This is a genomic window from Enterobacter sp. MGH 33 (assembly GCF_000534535.1).
GTDB classification, from domain to species: domain Bacteria; phylum Pseudomonadota; class Gammaproteobacteria; order Enterobacterales; family Enterobacteriaceae; genus Enterobacter; species Enterobacter hormaechei_C.
Map to the genome: position 1 here is coordinate 711,178 of NZ_KI973212.1, position 15,862 is coordinate 727,039.

General features: G+C 55.5%; 19 protein-coding genes. 14 read left to right on the top strand and 5 right to left on the bottom strand.

Going from position 1 to position 15,862, the window contains the following annotated elements; all coding sequences use genetic code 11:
* Positions 1–259 precede the first annotated feature (259 nt).
* Genes ulaA through L379_RS20435 form a run of 6 tightly spaced genes read left to right on the top strand, consistent with a single transcriptional unit; the run spans position 260 to position 4,667 of the window.
* Positions 260–1,660 (top strand): PTS ascorbate transporter subunit IIC, encoded by a 1,401-nt coding sequence (gene ulaA / locus L379_RS20460; RefSeq protein ID WP_017694669.1) that lies wholly within the window; start codon positions 260–262, stop codon positions 1,658–1,660.
* A 12-nt stretch (positions 1,661–1,672) separates the two neighbouring features.
* On the top strand, positions 1,673–1,978 hold the full coding sequence (ulaB, locus tag L379_RS20455) for a PTS ascorbate transporter subunit IIB (RefSeq protein WP_003856022.1): 306 nt from the start codon (positions 1,673–1,675) through the stop codon (positions 1,976–1,978).
* A 9-nt stretch (positions 1,979–1,987) separates the two neighbouring features.
* Complete coding sequence (gene ulaC, locus L379_RS20450) at positions 1,988–2,455, top strand: PTS ascorbate transporter subunit IIA (protein ID WP_017694668.1); 468 nt, start codon at positions 1,988–1,990, stop codon at positions 2,453–2,455.
* Between the two features lie 12 nt (positions 2,456–2,467).
* Complete coding sequence (gene ulaD, locus L379_RS20445; RefSeq protein WP_017694667.1) at positions 2,468–3,118, top strand: 3-keto-L-gulonate-6-phosphate decarboxylase UlaD; 651 nt, start codon at positions 2,468–2,470, stop codon at positions 3,116–3,118.
* 9 nt (positions 3,119–3,127) lie between these two features.
* Positions 3,128–3,988, top strand: coding sequence for an L-ribulose-5-phosphate 3-epimerase (locus tag L379_RS20440; RefSeq protein ID WP_032652297.1), 861 nt, complete (start codon positions 3,128–3,130; stop codon positions 3,986–3,988).
* Positions 3,981–4,667: an L-ribulose-5-phosphate 4-epimerase gene (locus L379_RS20435; RefSeq protein ID WP_017383945.1), complete on the top strand. Its 687-nt coding sequence runs from the start codon at positions 3,981–3,983 to the stop codon at positions 4,665–4,667. The genes L379_RS20440 and L379_RS20435 overlap by 8 nt, the downstream gene beginning before the upstream one ends.
* Before the next feature lie 135 nt (positions 4,668–4,802).
* Here the strand turns inward: L379_RS20435 and yjfY are convergent, their stop codons facing one another.
* The gene (gene yjfY / locus L379_RS20430; RefSeq protein WP_017383944.1) at positions 4,803–5,078 is read right to left on the bottom strand and encodes a DUF1471 family protein YjfY; all 276 of its coding nucleotides are present in this window, start codon (positions 5,076–5,078) and stop codon (positions 4,803–4,805) included.
* Positions 5,079–5,418: 340 nt separating this feature from the next.
* Between yjfY and rpsF the strand changes: the two genes are divergently transcribed.
* The 5 genes from rpsF (at position 5,419) to L379_RS20410 (ending at position 7,940) form a co-directional block, all read left to right on the top strand.
* Positions 5,419–5,814, top strand: a complete 396-nt coding sequence (gene rpsF / locus L379_RS20425; RefSeq protein WP_003856034.1) for a 30S ribosomal protein S6 — start codon at positions 5,419–5,421, stop codon at positions 5,812–5,814.
* A 6-nt stretch (positions 5,815–5,820) separates the two neighbouring features.
* The gene (priB, locus tag L379_RS20420) at positions 5,821–6,135 is read left to right on the top strand and encodes a primosomal replication protein N (protein WP_003856035.1); all 315 of its coding nucleotides are present in this window, start codon (positions 5,821–5,823) and stop codon (positions 6,133–6,135) included.
* Positions 6,136–6,139: 4 nt separating this feature from the next.
* Positions 6,140–6,367, top strand: coding sequence for a 30S ribosomal protein S18 (gene rpsR / locus L379_RS20415; RefSeq protein WP_000135199.1), 228 nt, complete (start codon positions 6,140–6,142; stop codon positions 6,365–6,367).
* A gap of 41 nt (positions 6,368–6,408) precedes the next feature.
* The gene (gene rplI / locus L379_RS0123795) at positions 6,409–6,858 is read left to right on the top strand and encodes a 50S ribosomal protein L9 (RefSeq protein WP_006810372.1); all 450 of its coding nucleotides are present in this window, start codon (positions 6,409–6,411) and stop codon (positions 6,856–6,858) included.
* Positions 6,859–7,010: 152 nt separating this feature from the next.
* Positions 7,011–7,940 carry a DMT family transporter gene (locus L379_RS20410; RefSeq protein ID WP_032652299.1) on the top strand — a complete coding sequence of 310 codons (930 nt, stop codon included), beginning with the start codon at positions 7,011–7,013 and terminating at the stop codon, positions 7,938–7,940.
* 46 nt (positions 7,941–7,986) lie between these two features.
* Here the strand turns inward: L379_RS20410 and L379_RS20405 are convergent, their stop codons facing one another.
* Positions 7,987–8,625: an OapA family protein gene (locus L379_RS20405; protein WP_015572481.1), complete on the bottom strand. Its 639-nt coding sequence runs from the start codon at positions 8,623–8,625 to the stop codon at positions 7,987–7,989.
* Between the two features lie 231 nt (positions 8,626–8,856).
* Between L379_RS20405 and fklB the strand changes: the two genes are divergently transcribed.
* Both fklB and cycA read left to right on the top strand, forming a co-directional pair.
* Positions 8,857–9,477 (top strand): FKBP-type peptidyl-prolyl cis-trans isomerase, encoded by a 621-nt coding sequence (gene fklB, locus L379_RS20400; protein ID WP_008502892.1) that lies wholly within the window; start codon positions 8,857–8,859, stop codon positions 9,475–9,477.
* Between the two features lie 314 nt (positions 9,478–9,791).
* Positions 9,792–11,201: a D-serine/D-alanine/glycine transporter gene (gene cycA, locus L379_RS20395; RefSeq protein ID WP_032652302.1), complete on the top strand. Its 1,410-nt coding sequence runs from the start codon at positions 9,792–9,794 to the stop codon at positions 11,199–11,201.
* A gap of 86 nt (positions 11,202–11,287) precedes the next feature.
* Here cycA and ytfE read toward each other — a convergent pair whose 3' ends face one another.
* Positions 11,288–11,950, bottom strand: coding sequence for an iron-sulfur cluster repair protein YtfE (ytfE, locus tag L379_RS20390; protein ID WP_015572484.1), 663 nt, complete (start codon positions 11,948–11,950; stop codon positions 11,288–11,290).
* A 245-nt stretch (positions 11,951–12,195) separates the two neighbouring features.
* Here ytfE and L379_RS20385 point away from each other — a divergent pair, with 245 nt between their 5' ends.
* The gene (locus L379_RS20385) at positions 12,196–13,845 is read left to right on the top strand and encodes a methyl-accepting chemotaxis protein (RefSeq protein ID WP_015572485.1); all 1,650 of its coding nucleotides are present in this window, start codon (positions 12,196–12,198) and stop codon (positions 13,843–13,845) included.
* A 79-nt stretch (positions 13,846–13,924) separates the two neighbouring features.
* On the opposite strand, the gene L379_RS20380 is transcribed toward L379_RS20385, so the two are convergent.
* Complete coding sequence (locus tag L379_RS20380) at positions 13,925–14,890, bottom strand: DMT family transporter (protein ID WP_017383939.1); 966 nt, start codon at positions 14,888–14,890, stop codon at positions 13,925–13,927.
* A gap of 75 nt (positions 14,891–14,965) precedes the next feature.
* Positions 14,966–15,790, bottom strand: a complete 825-nt coding sequence (locus L379_RS20375; RefSeq protein WP_017694662.1) for an AraC family transcriptional regulator — start codon at positions 15,788–15,790, stop codon at positions 14,966–14,968.
* Between the last annotated feature and the right edge of the window lie 72 nt (positions 15,791–15,862).

A 15,862-nucleotide genomic window follows, 5' to 3' on the forward strand; every position in this document is an offset into this window, starting at 1 on the left:
ATTCCCCTCGCTACCTCACAGAAAAAACTTCATGACGTTGTTAAGATAACCGTTATAAATGATTAATGTATTGAAATTTAAGAATTTATTTATTTGGTTGGATTGGTAGTGAAAATCATTACTAATACCATGGAAATAAATTGCGTGATCCGTCACAAATAATCAAATGCAATCTTGTGATGATTATTTGTGATTAATAGAGTGATGACACCAACCACACAGGGATTGCCCCTCGTGTTCTCATTTTCTGGAGAGAGTTATGGAGATCCTCTACAACGTCTTTACCGTGTTCTTTAATCAGGTAATGACCAACGCCCCGCTGTTGCTGGGTATCGTGACGTGCCTGGGGTACATCCTGCTGCGCAAAAGCGTCAGCGTGATTATCAAAGGCACCATCAAAACCATCATTGGTTTTATGCTGTTGCAGGCGGGGTCTGGCATTCTGACCAGCACGTTTAAGCCGGTTGTTGCCAAAATGTCAGAGGTGTACGGCATTAACGGCGCCATCTCTGACACTTACGCGTCCATGATGGCCACCATCGATCGTATGGGGGATGCGTACAGCTGGGTTGGGTATGCGGTACTGCTCGCGTTGGCGCTGAACATCATTTACGTGCTCCTGCGCCGCATCACCGGTATTCGCACCATCATGCTCACCGGGCACATCATGTTCCAGCAGGCGGGGCTGATTGCGGTTTCTCTCTATATCTTCGGCTACCCAATGTGGACCACCGTCATCTGCACGGCAATACTGGTCTCGCTTTACTGGGGCATCACCTCCAACATGATGTATAAGCCAACGCAGGACGTTACGGACGGCTGCGGCTTCTCCATCGGTCACCAGCAGCAGTTCGCCTCCTGGATTGCTTACAAAGTTGCGCCGTACCTGGGCAAAAAAGAGGAGAGTGTTGAAGATCTCAAATTGCCTGGCTGGCTGAATATCTTCCACGACAACATCGTCTCCACGGCAATTGTGATGACCATCTTCTTCGGTGCCATCCTGCTCTCCTTTGGCATTGACGTGGTGCAGGCGATGGCGGGTAAAACCCACTGGACGGTCTATATCCTGCAAACCGGTTTCTCCTTCGCGGTGGCCATTTTCATCATCACCCAGGGCGTGCGTATGTTCGTCGCCGAACTGTCGGAAGCGTTTAACGGCATCTCCCAGCGCCTGATCCCTGGCGCGGTGCTGGCGATTGACTGTGCGGCTATCTATAGCTTTGCGCCAAACGCCGTCGTCTGGGGCTTTATGTGGGGCACCATCGGCCAGCTGATTGCGGTCGGCATCCTGGTGGGCTGTGGCTCCTCAATCCTGATTATTCCTGGCTTTATCCCGATGTTCTTCTCCAACGCCACTATTGGCGTATTTGCTAACCACTTCGGCGGATGGCGCGCAGCGCTCAAGATCTGCCTGGTGATGGGCATGATTGAAATCTTCGGGTGCGTGTGGGCGGTCAAGCTCACCGGCATGAGCGCCTGGATGGGCATGGCGGACTGGTCAATTCTGGCGCCGCCGATGATGCAGGGCTTTGCGTCCGTCGGGCTGGTCTTTATGGCCGTCATCATCCTGATTGCCCTGGCTTATATGTTCTTCGCTGGCCGTTCGCTGCGGGCTGAAGAAGATGCAGAAAAACAAACAGCAGAAGTGTCTGCTCATTAAGGAGTTTCGATTATGACCGTACGTATCCTGGCTGTGTGTGGCAATGGGCAAGGTAGCTCCATGATCATGAAGATGAAAGTGGACCAGTTTTTAACCCAGTCAAACATTGACCACACGGTGAACAGCTGCGCAGTGGGTGAATACAAAAGTGAACTGAACGGCGCGGACATCATCATCGCCTCAACGCACATTGCCGGCGAGATTAGCGTGTCGGGCAACAAATACGTGGTAGGCGTACGCAACATGCTGTCGCCTGCGGATTTCGGGCCAAAGCTGCTGGAAGTGATCAAAGAACACTTCCCACAAGACGTGAAGTAAGGATGCCACATGAAACTACGTGATTCGCTGGCAGAGAATAACTCCATCCTTTTACAAGCCGAAGCCAGCACCTGGCAGGAAGCGGTGAAGCTGGGCGTGGACCTGCTGGTTAAGGCGGACGTTGTCGAGCCGCATTATTACCAGGCCATTCTGGATGGCGTGGCGCAGTTTGGACCCTATTTTGTGATTGCCCCGGGGCTGGCAATGCCGCATGGCCGTCCCGAAGAGGGCGTCAAGAAAACCGGTTTTGCGCTGGTGACGTTGAAAAAACCACTGGTGTTCAACCACGAAGATAACGACCCGGTCGATATTCTGATCACCATGGCGGCTGTCGATGCCAACACCCACCAGGAGGTGGGGATCATGCAGATCGTCAATCTGTTTGATGATGAAGCTAATTTTGACCGTTTACGCGCCTGTCGTACCGCGCAGGACGTGCTGGATTTAATTGATAACGCCACTGCGGCGGCCGTTTAAGAGGAATTGAAAATGTCATTACCAATGTTGCAGGTCGCGCTGGATAACCAGACTCTGTCTCACGCTTACGAAACCACCCGTCTGATTGCGGAAGAAGTGGACATCATCGAAGTCGGCACCATTCTGTGCGTGGGCGAAGGCGTTCGTGCGGTTCGTGACCTGAAGGCGCTCTATCCGCATAAAATCGTGCTGGCGGATGCCAAAATCGCCGACGCGGGCAAAATCCTCTCTCGCATGTGCTTTGAAGCCAACGCCGACTGGGTCACCGTGATCTGCTGTGCGGATATCAACACCGCGAAAGGCGCGCTGGACGTGGCGAAAGAGTTCAACGGCGACGTGCAGATTGAACTGACCGGTTTCTGGACCTGGGAGCAGGCGCAGGAGTGGCGCGAAGCGGGTATCCAGCAGGTGGTTTATCACCGTAGCCGTGATGCGCAGGCCGCAGGCGTGGCGTGGGGCGAAGCCGATATCAGCGCGATCAAACGTCTGGCCGATATGGGCTTCAAAGTGACCGTCACCGGTGGCCTGGCGCTGGAGGATCTGCCGCTGTTCCAGGGTATCCCGATTCACGTCTTTATTGCCGGTCGTAGCATTCGTGATGCTGCGTCTCCGGTGGAAGCGGCGCGTCAGTTCAAACGCTCAATCGCTCAGCTTTGGGGTTAAGGAGCGGGTATGTTGTCAAAACAGGTCCCGCTTGGCATCTATGAAAAGGCACTCCCTGCGGGGGAGTGCTGGCTGGAGCGGTTGCAGCTGGCGAAGCAGCTGGGTTTCGATTTTGTCGAAATGTCTGTGGATGAGACGGACGAGCGTCTTTCTCGCCTGGACTGGCGCCGCGACCAGCGTCTGGCGCTGGTGAGCGCCATTGCCGAAACCGGCGTGCGCGTGCCATCCATGTGCCTGAGCGCTCATCGTCGTTTTCCGCTTGGCAGCGAAGATGATGCTGTACGCGCCGAAGGGCTGGAGATCATGCGTAAAGCCATTCGCTTTGCACAGGATGTCGGCATCCGCGTGATCCAACTGGCGGGTTATGATGTTTACTATCAGGAAGCCAACAATGAAACGCGCCGTCGTTTCCGGGAGGGCCTGAAAGAGAGCGTTGAGATGGCAAGCCGTGCGCAGGTGACGCTGGCGATGGAGATCATGGATTATCCGTTGATGAACTCCATCAGCAAGGCGCTGGGCTATGCGCACTATCTGAACAACCCATGGTTCCAGCTTTATCCGGATATCGGAAACCTGTCGGCATGGGATAACGACGTACAGATGGAGCTTCAGGCGGGCATCGGGCATATCGTGGCGGTGCACGTTAAAGATACCCGTCCTGGCGTGTTTAAAAACGTACCGTTCGGCACCGGGGTGGTGGATTTCGAACGGTGCTTCCAGACGCTCAAACAGACAGGTTATTGCGGGCCTTACCTGATTGAGATGTGGAGCGAAACCGCGGACGACCCGGCGGCAGAAGTGGCGAAAGCCCGGGACTGGGTGCGCGAGCGCATGGCGCGGGCAGGGCTGATGGAGGCGGAACATGCTTAAGCTGAAACAGCAGGTCTTTGAAGCCAATATGGATCTCCCGCGCTATGGACTGGTGACGTTTACCTGGGGCAACGTAAGCGCCATCGATCGCGAGCAGGGGCTAGTGGTGATTAAGCCGAGCGGCGTGGCCTATGACGCCATGAAAGCGGACGATATGGTGGTGGTTGACCTGGAAGGACACGTCGTTGAAGGCAAATGGCGCCCTTCTTCTGATACGGCAACCCACCTGGCGCTGTATCAGCGTTACCCGTCTCTGGGGGGCGTTGTGCATACCCATTCCACGCACGCCACCGCCTGGGCACAGGCCGGGCTGGCGATCCCTGCTTTGGGTACGACGCACGCAGATTACTTCTTCGGCGATATTCCCTGCACGCGAGCGTTAACGCAGGCTGAGGTCGAAGGCGAGTACGAACTTAACACCGGCAGGGTCATTATCGAAACGCTGGGTGAGACGGAACCACTGCATACGCCGGGTATTGTGGTGTACCAGCATGGTCCGTTCTCCTGGGGTAAAGATGCGCATGACGCCGTGCATAACGCGGTGGTGATGGAAGAGGTGGCCAGAATGGCGTGGATTGCGCGCGGCATTAATCCACAGCTTCAGGGCATTGATGATTACCTGATGAACAAGCATTTCATGCGTAAGCACGGCCCGAATGCTTATTACGGGCAGAAGTGAATAAGTGCTCTGGAATACCGAAACAGTTGTAACCGGTGGTATTCCGGAGCCATTCATAAAAAAAGCCCCCGGGCAGGGGGCAAATTATATATGGCTTTGATTTTCGTTGGCTTTCCTGGTGTTAGCGATAAAGCGTTACTGATAAATATCTGCACTGGCGTGCATATTACCGTTGCTGCCGGGCTCACGTGTCAGCATGACGTGATAGTATTTTGCGCCCTGCGCATCGGTTTCTTCATTAAGCGCCTGATCTGCTTCACTTTCAGTGGCGAAGTTATGATTGATGTAAATAACGCCTAAGCTCTGCACATCATCCATGTTTCTGGCCTGTTGGCTGTCTATTCTGATGGCTGCCATCGCGTTTGCACTGAGCAAAAGCGCAGCCAAAATGGCGATTGCGATTCTTTTCATGATATGCGCTCCACGACTGCGTGCTGTGATACGGGGTAATGTTCTCCTTCTCTGTTCAGTGTCTCTGATTAAAGTGTAATCGCTACCCGGGTTGCGATGGGTGACCATTTCTGATGGTGTTGTTCAAAAAAACAGCGCTTCTGATGAGTGCGATTTTAAATCACCCACTTAGAACAGCTTTACCCTTTGTGCGAATTATTTGTGCAATCAGCTTGAGTTTCCTGGGGGGCGCAAGTATTATGACGCGTCAATTTTTCAGCCGACCTTTAACACGTTCCTTGCCTCCCCGGGCCTCGGCTGACCCAGACAGGAGGCTGAATAATCCGTAAGGAGCAATTCGATGCGTCATTACGAAATCGTTTTTATGGTCCACCCTGACCAGAGCGAACAGGTTCCGGGCATGATCGAGCGTTACTCTGCTGCCATCACTGGTGCAGAAGGCACGATCCACCGTCTGGAAGACTGGGGCCGCCGTCAGCTGGCTTACCCGATCAACAAACTGCACAAAGCACACTACGTTCTGATGAACGTTGAAGCTCCGCAGGAAGTGATCGATGAGCTGGAAACTACCTTCCGCTTCAACGATGCCGTTATCCGCAGCATGGTTATGCGTACCAAACACGCAGTGACCGAAGCATCTCCGATGGTTAAAGCGAAAGACGAGCGCCGTGAGCGTCGCGATGATTTCGCAAACGAAACCGCAGATGATTCTGATGCTGGGGATTCTGAAGAGTAATTTCTGATGACCAACCGTCTGGTGTTGTCCGGCACCGTGTGCAGGACCCCCCTTCGAAAGGTCAGCCCATCAGGAATTCCGCATTGCCAGTTCGTGCTTGAGCATCGTTCTGTGCAAGAGGAAGCCGGGTTTCACCGGCAGGCGTGGTGCCAAATGCCCGTGATTATTAGCGGACACGAAAACCAGGCCATTACTCACAGTTTAACGGTCGGTAGTGCAGTAATCGTTCAGGGGTTCATTTCTTGCCACAAGGCAAAGAACGGCCTGAGCAAAATGGTTCTGCATGCCGAGCAGATTGATTTGATAGATTCTGGAGACTAGCCATATGGCACGTTATTTCCGTCGTCGCAAGTTCTGCCGTTTCACCGCGGAAGGCGTTCAAGAGATCGACTATAAAGATATCGCAACGCTGAAAAACTACATCACCGAAAGCGGTAAGATTGTCCCAAGCCGTATCACCGGTACTCGTGCAAAATATCAGCGTCAGCTGGCTCGCGCTATCAAACGCGCTCGCTACCTGTCTCTGCTGCCGTACACTGATCGTCATCAGTAATCGGGCACGGTCCATTAATACGACTTTAAGAGGATAAGGTAATGCAAGTTATTCTGCTTGATAAAGTAGCAAACCTGGGCAGCCTGGGTGATCAGGTAAACGTTAAAGCGGGTTACGCTCGTAACTTCCTGGTTCCACAGGGTAAAGCTGTTCCAGCTACTAAGAAAAACGTAGAGTTTTTCGAAGCACGTCGTGCTGAACTGGAAGCCAAACTGGCTGACGTTCTGGCGGCTGCTAACGCTCGCGCTGAAGCAATCAACGCACTGGGCACCGTTACTATCGCGTCTAAAGCTGGCGACGAAGGTAAACTGTTCGGTTCCATCGGTACCCGCGATATCGCTGATGCAGTTACTGCGGCAGGCGTTAAAGTGGCTAAGAGCGAAGTTCGTATGCCGAACGGCGTTCTGCGTACCACTGGTGAGCACGAAGTTGACTTCCAGGTTCACAGCGAAGTGTTCGCTAAACTGGTTGTTAACGTAGTAGCTGAGTAATTTTTTACTCTGCTCGCGTCGAAGCGCCGGCCTTGTGCCGGCGTTTTGCTTTTTAGCGTGACCCTGCGTCATCTTTTGCTCTTGTAAGGTCGCTATTCCTGACGCATTCTCTGATAATAAATTGAAACGCAATTTTATTTATGAGATTTGTCATGGATACTGCTCTGCCCACGCCCGTCTTTGCCCGTCGCAATGTGGCCTATGCCTGCGCCACGCTCTGCTGTCTGCTTTGGGGAAGCTCGTACCCGGCCATTAAAAGTGGCTACGAACTCTTTCAGATCGCGACCGTTGATATCCCCTCCAAAGTCGTCTTTGCCGGATACCGTTTTCTGTTTGCCGGCGCGTTGCTGCTGCTTTTTGCCATGGCCCAGCGAAAGCCGATTGGCAGGCTCACGCCCACGCAGTTTGGCCAGCTCACGATCCTCGGACTGACCCAGACCTCCCTCCAGTACACCTTCTTTTATATCGGCCTGGCCTACACGACCGGGGTGAACGGCTCCATCATGAATGCCACCGGGACCTTCTTCAGCGTGCTGCTGGCGCACTTTATCTACCACAACGACAAACTCAGCTATAACAAAACGCTGGGATGTGTTCTGGGCTTTGCCGGGGTGATGCTGGTGAACTTCCACAGCGGGTTAAGTGAGTTCCAGTTTGTCTGGAAAGGTGACGGATTTGTGGTGCTGGCCGCCTTTATTCTCTCTGCGGCCACGCTTTACGGGAAACGCATTTCCCAGACCGTTGACCCGACGGTGATGACTGGCTGGCAGCTGGGGATAGGCGGGGCGGCACTGGTTGCGGGAGGCTATGCCACGGGCGGGACGCTGGAGGTGCACAGCATGAAAGCCGTCGCCGTGCTGGGGTATCTGACGCTGCTCTCATCCGTGGCGTTCGCCCTGTGGAGCGCGCTGCTGAAAGTAAACCGCGTGAGTATGATTGCCCCGTTCAACTTTGTCATACCTGTAGCAGGGACGGTGCTCTCCGCCATCTTCCTCGGCGAAAACATTCTGGACATCAAATACGCGATTGCGCTGGTGCTGGTCTGCTCGGGGATCTGGTGGGTGAATAAACGGCGTGCCTGAGAACAAAAGTGCCGGGTGGCGGCATCGCCTTACCCGGCCTGGGCCATTAACGTGCTCTGATGAAACTGCCGTCCGGCTGGCGGGTAAACAGTACCTGCTGCCCGTTTCCGGTATCGATCGTTAACCCGGTCACCACCCCGCTGGCATTCTGGCGGATCTGCACCATCTGACCATTTTGCAGGTTGCTGAGCGGTTTGCCTGCCCCCTCGACTTGCGCCATGGCATACACATCCGTTGCTGGCAGATTGTGGTCGCGGAACAGCTGGGCAAGAGTTTTCCCAGGCTCTACGCGATACGAACGCCACTGCTGCTCAATGCCGGTGGGCTGTTGCGCCTGTGGCTCTGAAGGGGCGGCGGCCTGCTCCTGATCTTCCTGAACCGGTTCAGGTTCAACCGGCGCAACCTGGCCCGGATCGTTAGACGGTGTGACCAGCTGCGTCTGCATCGGCTGTGAATCAGGCTGCGGCTGGCTTTGCGACTGGATATCCAGCTCAGCATTCCGGCTGACCGGCGCGGTATCAACGTTGTCACTGCCGGAAGGAAGCAGGAAGCCGATGACGATCAGCAACGCGCCGATAATAATGCCTCTGCGGTGCAAAGGCGGCAGCGGGTCCATGATGCGAAAGTTATCCGGCGCATGCCAGATTTTCGCCAGGGTAGGTTTCAGTTCAAATCGCCCGGGCATGGCTCTCCTCCTGCTCCGCGTCTTTTTATCCTGTCCTGAGAAGTGTAGTTTGCTAACTGCCTGATGGGCGTAACAAAGCCAGCTTTCGTGACATATATTAGGGAAAATCCTGACGGCTACTATTGTTTCCGTTTCGTCGCAGTTTGTCACCTTTACTTAAGACAAAGTTTTACCCATAAGGGCATGGCTGATATGCTGCCCGCTACTTTAAATGTGATGGAAGGAAAACCCATGACCACCCCGACTTTTGACACTATCGAAGCGCAGGCAAGCTACGGCATCGGCTTGCAGGTAGGACAGCAGCTGAGCGAATCCGGCCTGGAAGGTCTGTTACCGGAAGCGCTGGTGGCGGGTATCGCTGACGCGCTGGAAGGCAAGCAGCCCGCTGTGCCGGTTGACGTTGTGCACCGTGCGCTGCGTGAAATCCACGAACGTGCTGACGCCGTACGTCGCGCGCGTTTCGAAGAGATGGCGGCAGAAGGCGTGAAATATCTGGAAGAGAACCGTGAGCGTGAAGGCGTGAACAGCACCGAGTCCGGCTTGCAGTTCCGCGTAATCAATCAGGGTGATGGCGCAATCCCGGCGCGTACCGACCACGTTCGCGTACACTACACCGGTAAGCTGATCGACGGTACCGTGTTCGACAGCTCCGTCGCGCGTGGCGAACCGGCTGAATTCCCGGTCAACGGCGTTATCGCAGGCTGGATCGAAGCCCTGACCCTGATGCCAGTAGGTTCCAAATGGGAACTCACTATCCCGCACAACCTGGCTTACGGCGAGCGTGGCGCTGGCGCGTCCATTCCGCCATTCAGCACCCTGGTGTTTGAAGTCGAGCTGCTGGAAATCCTGTAATCGGTTTTTCTTATTTTCCTCTCTCCGATCGGGGAGAGGAAAATAGCGATAAAACCCGGAGTTACGACGAAATCAACATTTTGTATTGCAAACGAAACTGTTACGTGTATTTTTGTGAGCTGTTTCGCGCTGTATGAGTGATATGACACTCACTTTCAACATATTATTAACATAATATTCAAATCATAGTATTCATCCCGCCGATTCTTACCTACTATCGATTAGTCCTTACACAGGGTCCGTCATTTATTTGGCGTATATAAAGGCCAGAAGAGCCTTAACAACACAGACAGGCATAAACAGGAAAATATCACATGGTAGATCAGGTCAAAGTCGCCGCCGCAGAAGAGGCGACGTCTGAACAGTCGCTACGGCGAAATCTCACGAACCGTCACATTCAGCTTATTGCCATTGGTGGAGCCATCGGCACCGGGCTGTTTATGGGCTCGGGCAAAACCATCAGTCTTGCCGGCCCGTCGATCATCTTCGTTTATATGATCATCGGTTTTATGCTCTTTTTCGTGATGCGTGCAATGGGTGAATTGCTGCTGTCGAATCTCGAATACAAATCTTTCAGCGACTTCGCGTCAGACCTGCTCGGCCCGTGGGCGGGCTATTTTACCGGCTGGACCTACTGGTTCTGCTGGGTGGTTACCGGCATGGCGGATGTTGTCGCTATTACGGCCTACGCCCAATTCTGGTTCCCCGGCCTGTCGGACTGGGTGGCTTCGCTGGCGGTGATTGTTCTGCTGCTGAGCCTGAACCTCGCCACCGTTAAAATGTTCGGTGAGATGGAGTTCTGGTTCGCGATGATCAAAATCGTCGCCATCATCGCGCTGATTGTCGTCGGGCTGGTGATGGTGCTGACGCACTTCCAGTCGCCAACCGGCGTACAGGCCTCGTTTGCCCATCTGTGGAATGACGGCGGCTGGTTCCCGAAAGGTATCAGCGGCTTCTTTGCCGGCTTCCAGATTGCGGTGTTTGCGTTTGTCGGGATTGAGCTGGTCGGTACCACGGCGGCGGAAACCAAAGATCCGGAGAAATCCCTGCCGCGCGCGATTAACTCCATTCCGCTGCGTATCATCATGTTCTACGTGTTCGCGCTGATCGTCATTATGTCCGTGACGCCATGGAGCTCGGTGGTGCCAACCAAGAGCCCGTTCGTCGAGCTGTTCGTGCTGGTGGGGCTGCCTGCTGCCGCGAGCCTGATTAACTTCGTGGTGCTGACCTCTGCGGCCTCTTCCGCGAACAGCGGCGTCTTCTCCACCAGCCGTATGCTGTTCGGCCTGGCGCAGGAGGGCGTTGCTCCGAGCGCGTTTGCCAAACTGTCTAAACGCGCGGTACCAGCGAAAGGGCTGACCTTCTCCTGCATCTGTCTGCTGGGCGGTGTGGTGATGCTCTACGTCAACCCGAGCGTAATCGGCGCGTTCACCATGATCACCACGGTGTCGGCGATCCTGTTTATGTTCGTCTGGACCATCATCCTCTGCTCGTACCTGGTGTACCGCAAGCAGCGTCCACACCTGCACGAGAAGTCGATCTACAAGATGCCGCTGGGCAAGATGATGTGCTGGGTGTGCATGGCGTTCTTCGTCTTCGTGCTGGTGCTGCTGACGCTGGAAGAAGATACCCGACAGGCGCTGATGGTCACGCCGCTGTGGTTTATCGCGCTGGGGCTTGGCTGGCTGTTTATCGGTAAGAAACGTATGGCGGGCATGCGCTAAGCATGTTGCCGGGTGGCGCTGACGCTTACCCGGCCTACGTTCGCGGATGTTGTAGGCCCGGTAAGCGCTAGCGCCACCGGGCTTTTTTATTTACCCGATAATGCACGCGGGAACAGAACGTTATTCTCAAGACTGATGTGTTCCATCAGATCGTCGATCATCTCGTTAATGCCGTTGTACATGGCTTTCCAGGTGGTGCACGCTTCTGGCGGCGGTGTGACGTTGTTGGTGGTGTGTTTGATCACTTCCAGCAGTTCGCCGGCGTCATCATGTTCGCTTTCCATCACGCTGATGGGCCCCATGGCCTGGCTGCCCATGCCCTGTTTGATCATCGGGAAGAGGATCTGCTCCTCTTTCATCATGTGGCTGGAAAGTTCTTCGTGCAGCATGGTCAGGTATTTCGCCAGGCCGCGCGGTACGGAAGGTTTATCGGCATGAACGCGTTCAACTTTGGTCGCCTGTAAAATCAGCTCCGGCAGCTGCTCGCGGTGACGATCGTGGTAACGCACAATGATATGGTCGATGATTTCAGCCAGCGGCGCGGTGCGCCAGTCTTTGTCGACAGGCTGTTCAGCCAGCTGAGCCAGCTCCGCTTCGATAGCCTCCACATCCAGCTCTTTACGCGACGCTGCGCGCGCCAGCGTTTGCTTACCACCGCAGCAGTAATCCATATCGTATTTACGGAACAGCGCAGAAGCGCGAGGGATGGAGAGCGCCAGCTCGCCTAAGGGTTGGTCGCGGAAGGCCATAACAGTTACCTCATCATCAGGAATATAAGGTGCATTTTAAATACATCTTTAGGTGGATACTATAACCCTTTAGAGGCAAGGGTGAAAATGAGAAGGGGATCACAAAAAAAGCGTGCTTTTAACTTGCTGATTGAATGCAGAAAAGGGCTTTCGAAAGTTTTTAAAGGTGGAGAAACAGTAAACAACCTGCCGAACGTGCCGATAGATACAGGTCAGACAATACCTGTATATAAAAAAGGCAACGCATGTTTAAACGTATAAAAGTCATTACTCTTTTGATTTCGGTGCTGCTTGTGCTCGGCATCATGCAGCTGATCTCCGCTGGCATTTTCATTAACGCACTCAATAACGATAAAGAGAACTTCACCGTTTCTCAGCTTTCCAGCCAGAACGTCGCGGAGTTTACCGACGCCTGGATCAGCCTGAACCAGGCGCGCGTCACTCTCAACCGCGGCATGCTGCGCCTGCAAAGCAGCATGGCGTCGCAGATTAACGGCGGGCAGCTGAACGAGCTGGTCAATACCGCGAAAAACCTGCTGGCCGATGCCCAGATCCATTACGATAAATACTACGCGCTGCCGGAAACGCCGGGTATGGACGAGCACCTGGCCGATCGTCTGGAAGAGCAATACCGCGTCTACTCCGCCACGCTGACGCAAATGAACGTTCTGCTGGGGCAGGGCAATCTGGAAGATATGTTCAAACAAAATGCCGAACAGAAGCAGACCGCGATGCAAAAGGTTTATCGCGAGTGGCGTGAGGCGCAGGCCGCGCTGACCGCCAAAGGGATCCGGGACAATGAAAGCGACTACAAACGCATTCTGTGGATCCTTTCTGCGGTGATGCTGCTGGTGATCGCGGTGATTATTTCCAGCTGGATTGCGATGCGCCGCGTGCTGCTGCTGCCGCTGGAAGAGGTGATCAACCATATCCGCGCCATTGCCGCAGGGGATTTAACCCAGCCGATTCAGGCTGAGGGTAAAAATGAAATGGCGATCCTGGCGCGCAACGTTCAGGAGATGCAGACTGCGCTGGCCAACACGGTGGGCGTGGTGCGTGAAGGCGCAGATACCATCTACACCGGCGCGGGTGAAATCTCGGCGGGCAGCAACGATCTCTCCTCTCGTACCGAGCAACAGGCCGCTTCTCTGGAAGAGACGGCAGCCAGCATGGAACAGTTAACCGCCACCGTGAAGCAAAACGCCGATAACGCGCGTCAGGCGTCGCGTCTGGCGCTGGACGCCTCCTCCACCGCGAAGAAGGGCGGTAACGTGGTCGAGGGCGTTGTGCGCACCATGGACGAAATCGCCACCAGTTCCAGCAAAATCGCGCAAATTACTAACGTGATCGACGGCATTGCTTTCCAGACCAATATTCTGGCGCTGAACGCGGCGGTAGAAGCGGCGCGCGCGGGCGAGCAGGGACGTGGCTTCGCGGTTGTCGCGGGCGAGGTGCGTACCCTTGCCCAGCGCAGCGCGCAGGCGGCGAAAGAGATCAAAGCGCTGATCGATGATTCCGGCGAACGCGTCAACGCGGGTTCTCAGCTGGTAAATGAAGCGGGCGCGACGATGGCGGAGATCGTCAATGCGGTTACGCGCGTGACGGACATCATGGGTGAGATTGCGTCGGCCTCCGACGAACAGAGCCGCGGTATCGACCAGGTGGGTCAGGCGGTGGCGGAGATGGATCGCGTCACCCAGCAGAACGCCTCGCTGGTGGAAGAGTCTGCGGCGGCAGCGGCGGCGCTGGAAGATCAGGCTGCACGCCTGAACGACGCGGTGGCGGTGTTTAAGATCACCCGCAACCAGGCGGTGAAAGCCGCGCCGGTTAAGACCTATGCACCTAAAGCGCAGCCCGTCGCGGCGGCGTCTGAAGCGAACTGGGAAACGTTCTGATACTGTGCCGGGTGGCGCTTCGCTTACCCGGCCTACGGTTTTGTAGGCCCTGCAAGCGAAGCGCCGCTGGGCGAAAAGCTCACCCCTCCGACGCCGGAACGACCATCGGTTTTTCCGGCTTCGCTCTCACCGCAATCACCACCCCAACGACCAGCAGCGCGATCCCGCAGGCCGTTAGCAGCGGCGGCACGCTCTGACGCATCAGGAAGGTATAGAGCAGCCCTGCCAGTGTCTCAAAGACAATCAGCGGCCCCAGTATCACCGTCGGCAGCTTCTGGCTGGCAATGTTCCAGCACAGCGCGCCCACCCACGAACAGAGCACGGCAATGGCGACCATTAACCCGACGAATACCCACGGGCGCGGTCCGAAGGGCAGGGTAAATGCCGGTTGCTGGCTACCCAGCCAGACACACGCGCCCACATAGCCCAGCAACGAGACAGGGAGGGTGACCAGCGCCTGCGCCGTCGCCCACATCATCGGATGTTTATCCGGGTTTTCCCGCAGCCAGCGTGCATTGCGCAGGGCATACCATGCCCAACAGACAACCGAGATAAACGCCAGAAAGATCCCTGAACCGTAACGCCACAAGCTGAAGTTTTCAAGGCCGTGGCGAAGCTCGGCAATATTCACGCACACCAGGCCCACGGCAATGCAGACCAGAGCGGGCGCCATTTTTGACCACGCCAGTTTGCCGTCACGCTGGCTGTAAAGCAGGTTCGCGAACACCGGGATGACCACCGGCAGCGTGCCGATAATCATGGTGGACACCGGCGCACCGGTGCGCTGAATGGCGCTCGCCAGACAGACGTAGTAGATCAGATTACCCATCATGGTCAGCGCCAGCGCGGTGAGCCAGTCCTGGCGGCCCAGCTGACGCAGACGCGCGCGCCCCAGCCATGCCAGCGGCACGGCAATCAGCCCCAGCGCCAGGTAACGTCCGGTCGACTGCAAAATTGCCGGGTACTCCGGCACAATCAGCGGGCCGACAAAAATCAGCCCCCACATCAAACCCGCAAGCAGGGCATACAACACGCCGCTAATCATTTTTCCATCCATCTTGATTCACTTTGCGATCAGTGTAGGAGGGCAAAACGCGCGCGTATTGTATGAGGTTGCGCATTAGCGCGGCATAACCTGTTTCTGGTAGCGCACGGGCGTGATGCCGTAGCGACGGGTGAAGGCGCGGGTTAAATGCGACTGATCGGTCAGCCCGGTCGCGGCGGCCACCTCGGCGGCAGGCATGCCGTGGGTGAGGAATGCTTTTGCGCGCCAAAGCCGGATGGCCATCAGCATCTGGTGGGGCGTAACGTGGAAATGGGCTTTGAACTGGCGCTGAAAATGGTACGGGCTGAGCGAGACAACGTTAGCCAGCTCGTCCAGGGTCAGCGAGCGCATATAGTTGTCGTGCAGATAATCGCGAACGCGTTCGAAGCGGTGCGCGGCCTCCTGCACCACCGGCGCATGATGGGCCAGTGGCTGAAAAGTCTGAATCAAATCCAGTAGCAGCCCCTTCTGCGCCAGCGGATCGTTGGTGTGCCACAGGCCGTAAATTAACCGGCCAATCTGCTGCGAGCGCAAAGGGTCGTGGCGCGTGACGTCATTAAACCACCAGTGACGCAGGCCGGTGACCTCTTCCAGCAGGTCGGGTTCGATGTAGACCATCCGGTAGCGCCAGCCGCCTTCGGTGGCGGATTCCCCTGTGTGGATCTCGTCCGGGTTCATGGTCACGACGGATTTTTCCGCGGCAAGATGCTGGGTACCGCGATAGCGGAAGCGTTCGGCACCGGTTTCGATGGTGCCGATACCGAAGGCTTCATGAGTGTGAGGCTCAAAGGCGTAGTCAGAGATATGGGCGTGATAAAGCTCCAGGCCCGGCAGCTGCGCCAGATGGCGAAAGCGCGCGCTGTCTCTCTCATCAGTGAACTGTTCCGGTACGCCTTGCACGGTGAGCCTCCTTGTGGGTCATCGCTTCATTATCAGAGATGACCCGAGGGGATGCCACAAAAAATAACCAAT

Coding starts and splice junctions, on each gene's coding strand:
- ulaB (WP_003856022.1), top strand. CDS start 1,673: ATGACCGTACGTATCCTGGCTGTGTGTGGCAATGGGCAAGGTAGCTCC.
- L379_RS20385 (WP_015572485.1), top strand. CDS start 12,196: ATGTTTAAACGTATAAAAGTCATTACTCTTTTGATTTCGGTGCTGCTT.
- ulaA (WP_017694669.1), top strand. CDS start 260: ATGGAGATCCTCTACAACGTCTTTACCGTGTTCTTTAATCAGGTAATG.
- ulaC (WP_017694668.1), top strand. CDS start 1,988: ATGAAACTACGTGATTCGCTGGCAGAGAATAACTCCATCCTTTTACAA.
- L379_RS20405 (WP_015572481.1), bottom strand. CDS start 8,625: ATGCCCGGGCGATTTGAACTGAAACCTACCCTGGCGAAAATCTGGCAT.
- cycA (WP_032652302.1), top strand. CDS start 9,792: ATGGTAGATCAGGTCAAAGTCGCCGCCGCAGAAGAGGCGACGTCTGAA.
- L379_RS20380 (WP_017383939.1), bottom strand. CDS start 14,890: ATGATTAGCGGCGTGTTGTATGCCCTGCTTGCGGGTTTGATGTGGGGG.
- priB (WP_003856035.1), top strand. CDS start 5,821: ATGACCAACCGTCTGGTGTTGTCCGGCACCGTGTGCAGGACCCCCCTT.
- L379_RS20410 (WP_032652299.1), top strand. CDS start 7,011: ATGGATACTGCTCTGCCCACGCCCGTCTTTGCCCGTCGCAATGTGGCC.
- rpsF (WP_003856034.1), top strand. CDS start 5,419: ATGCGTCATTACGAAATCGTTTTTATGGTCCACCCTGACCAGAGCGAA.
- ulaD (WP_017694667.1), top strand. CDS start 2,468: ATGTCATTACCAATGTTGCAGGTCGCGCTGGATAACCAGACTCTGTCT.
- L379_RS20435 (WP_017383945.1), top strand. CDS start 3,981: ATGCTTAAGCTGAAACAGCAGGTCTTTGAAGCCAATATGGATCTCCCG.
- rplI (WP_006810372.1), top strand. CDS start 6,409: ATGCAAGTTATTCTGCTTGATAAAGTAGCAAACCTGGGCAGCCTGGGT.
- ytfE (WP_015572484.1), bottom strand. CDS start 11,950: ATGGCCTTCCGCGACCAACCCTTAGGCGAGCTGGCGCTCTCCATCCCT.
- yjfY (WP_017383944.1), bottom strand. CDS start 5,078: ATGAAAAGAATCGCAATCGCCATTTTGGCTGCGCTTTTGCTCAGTGCA.
- L379_RS20440 (WP_032652297.1), top strand. CDS start 3,128: ATGTTGTCAAAACAGGTCCCGCTTGGCATCTATGAAAAGGCACTCCCT.
- fklB (WP_008502892.1), top strand. CDS start 8,857: ATGACCACCCCGACTTTTGACACTATCGAAGCGCAGGCAAGCTACGGC.
- rpsR (WP_000135199.1), top strand. CDS start 6,140: ATGGCACGTTATTTCCGTCGTCGCAAGTTCTGCCGTTTCACCGCGGAA.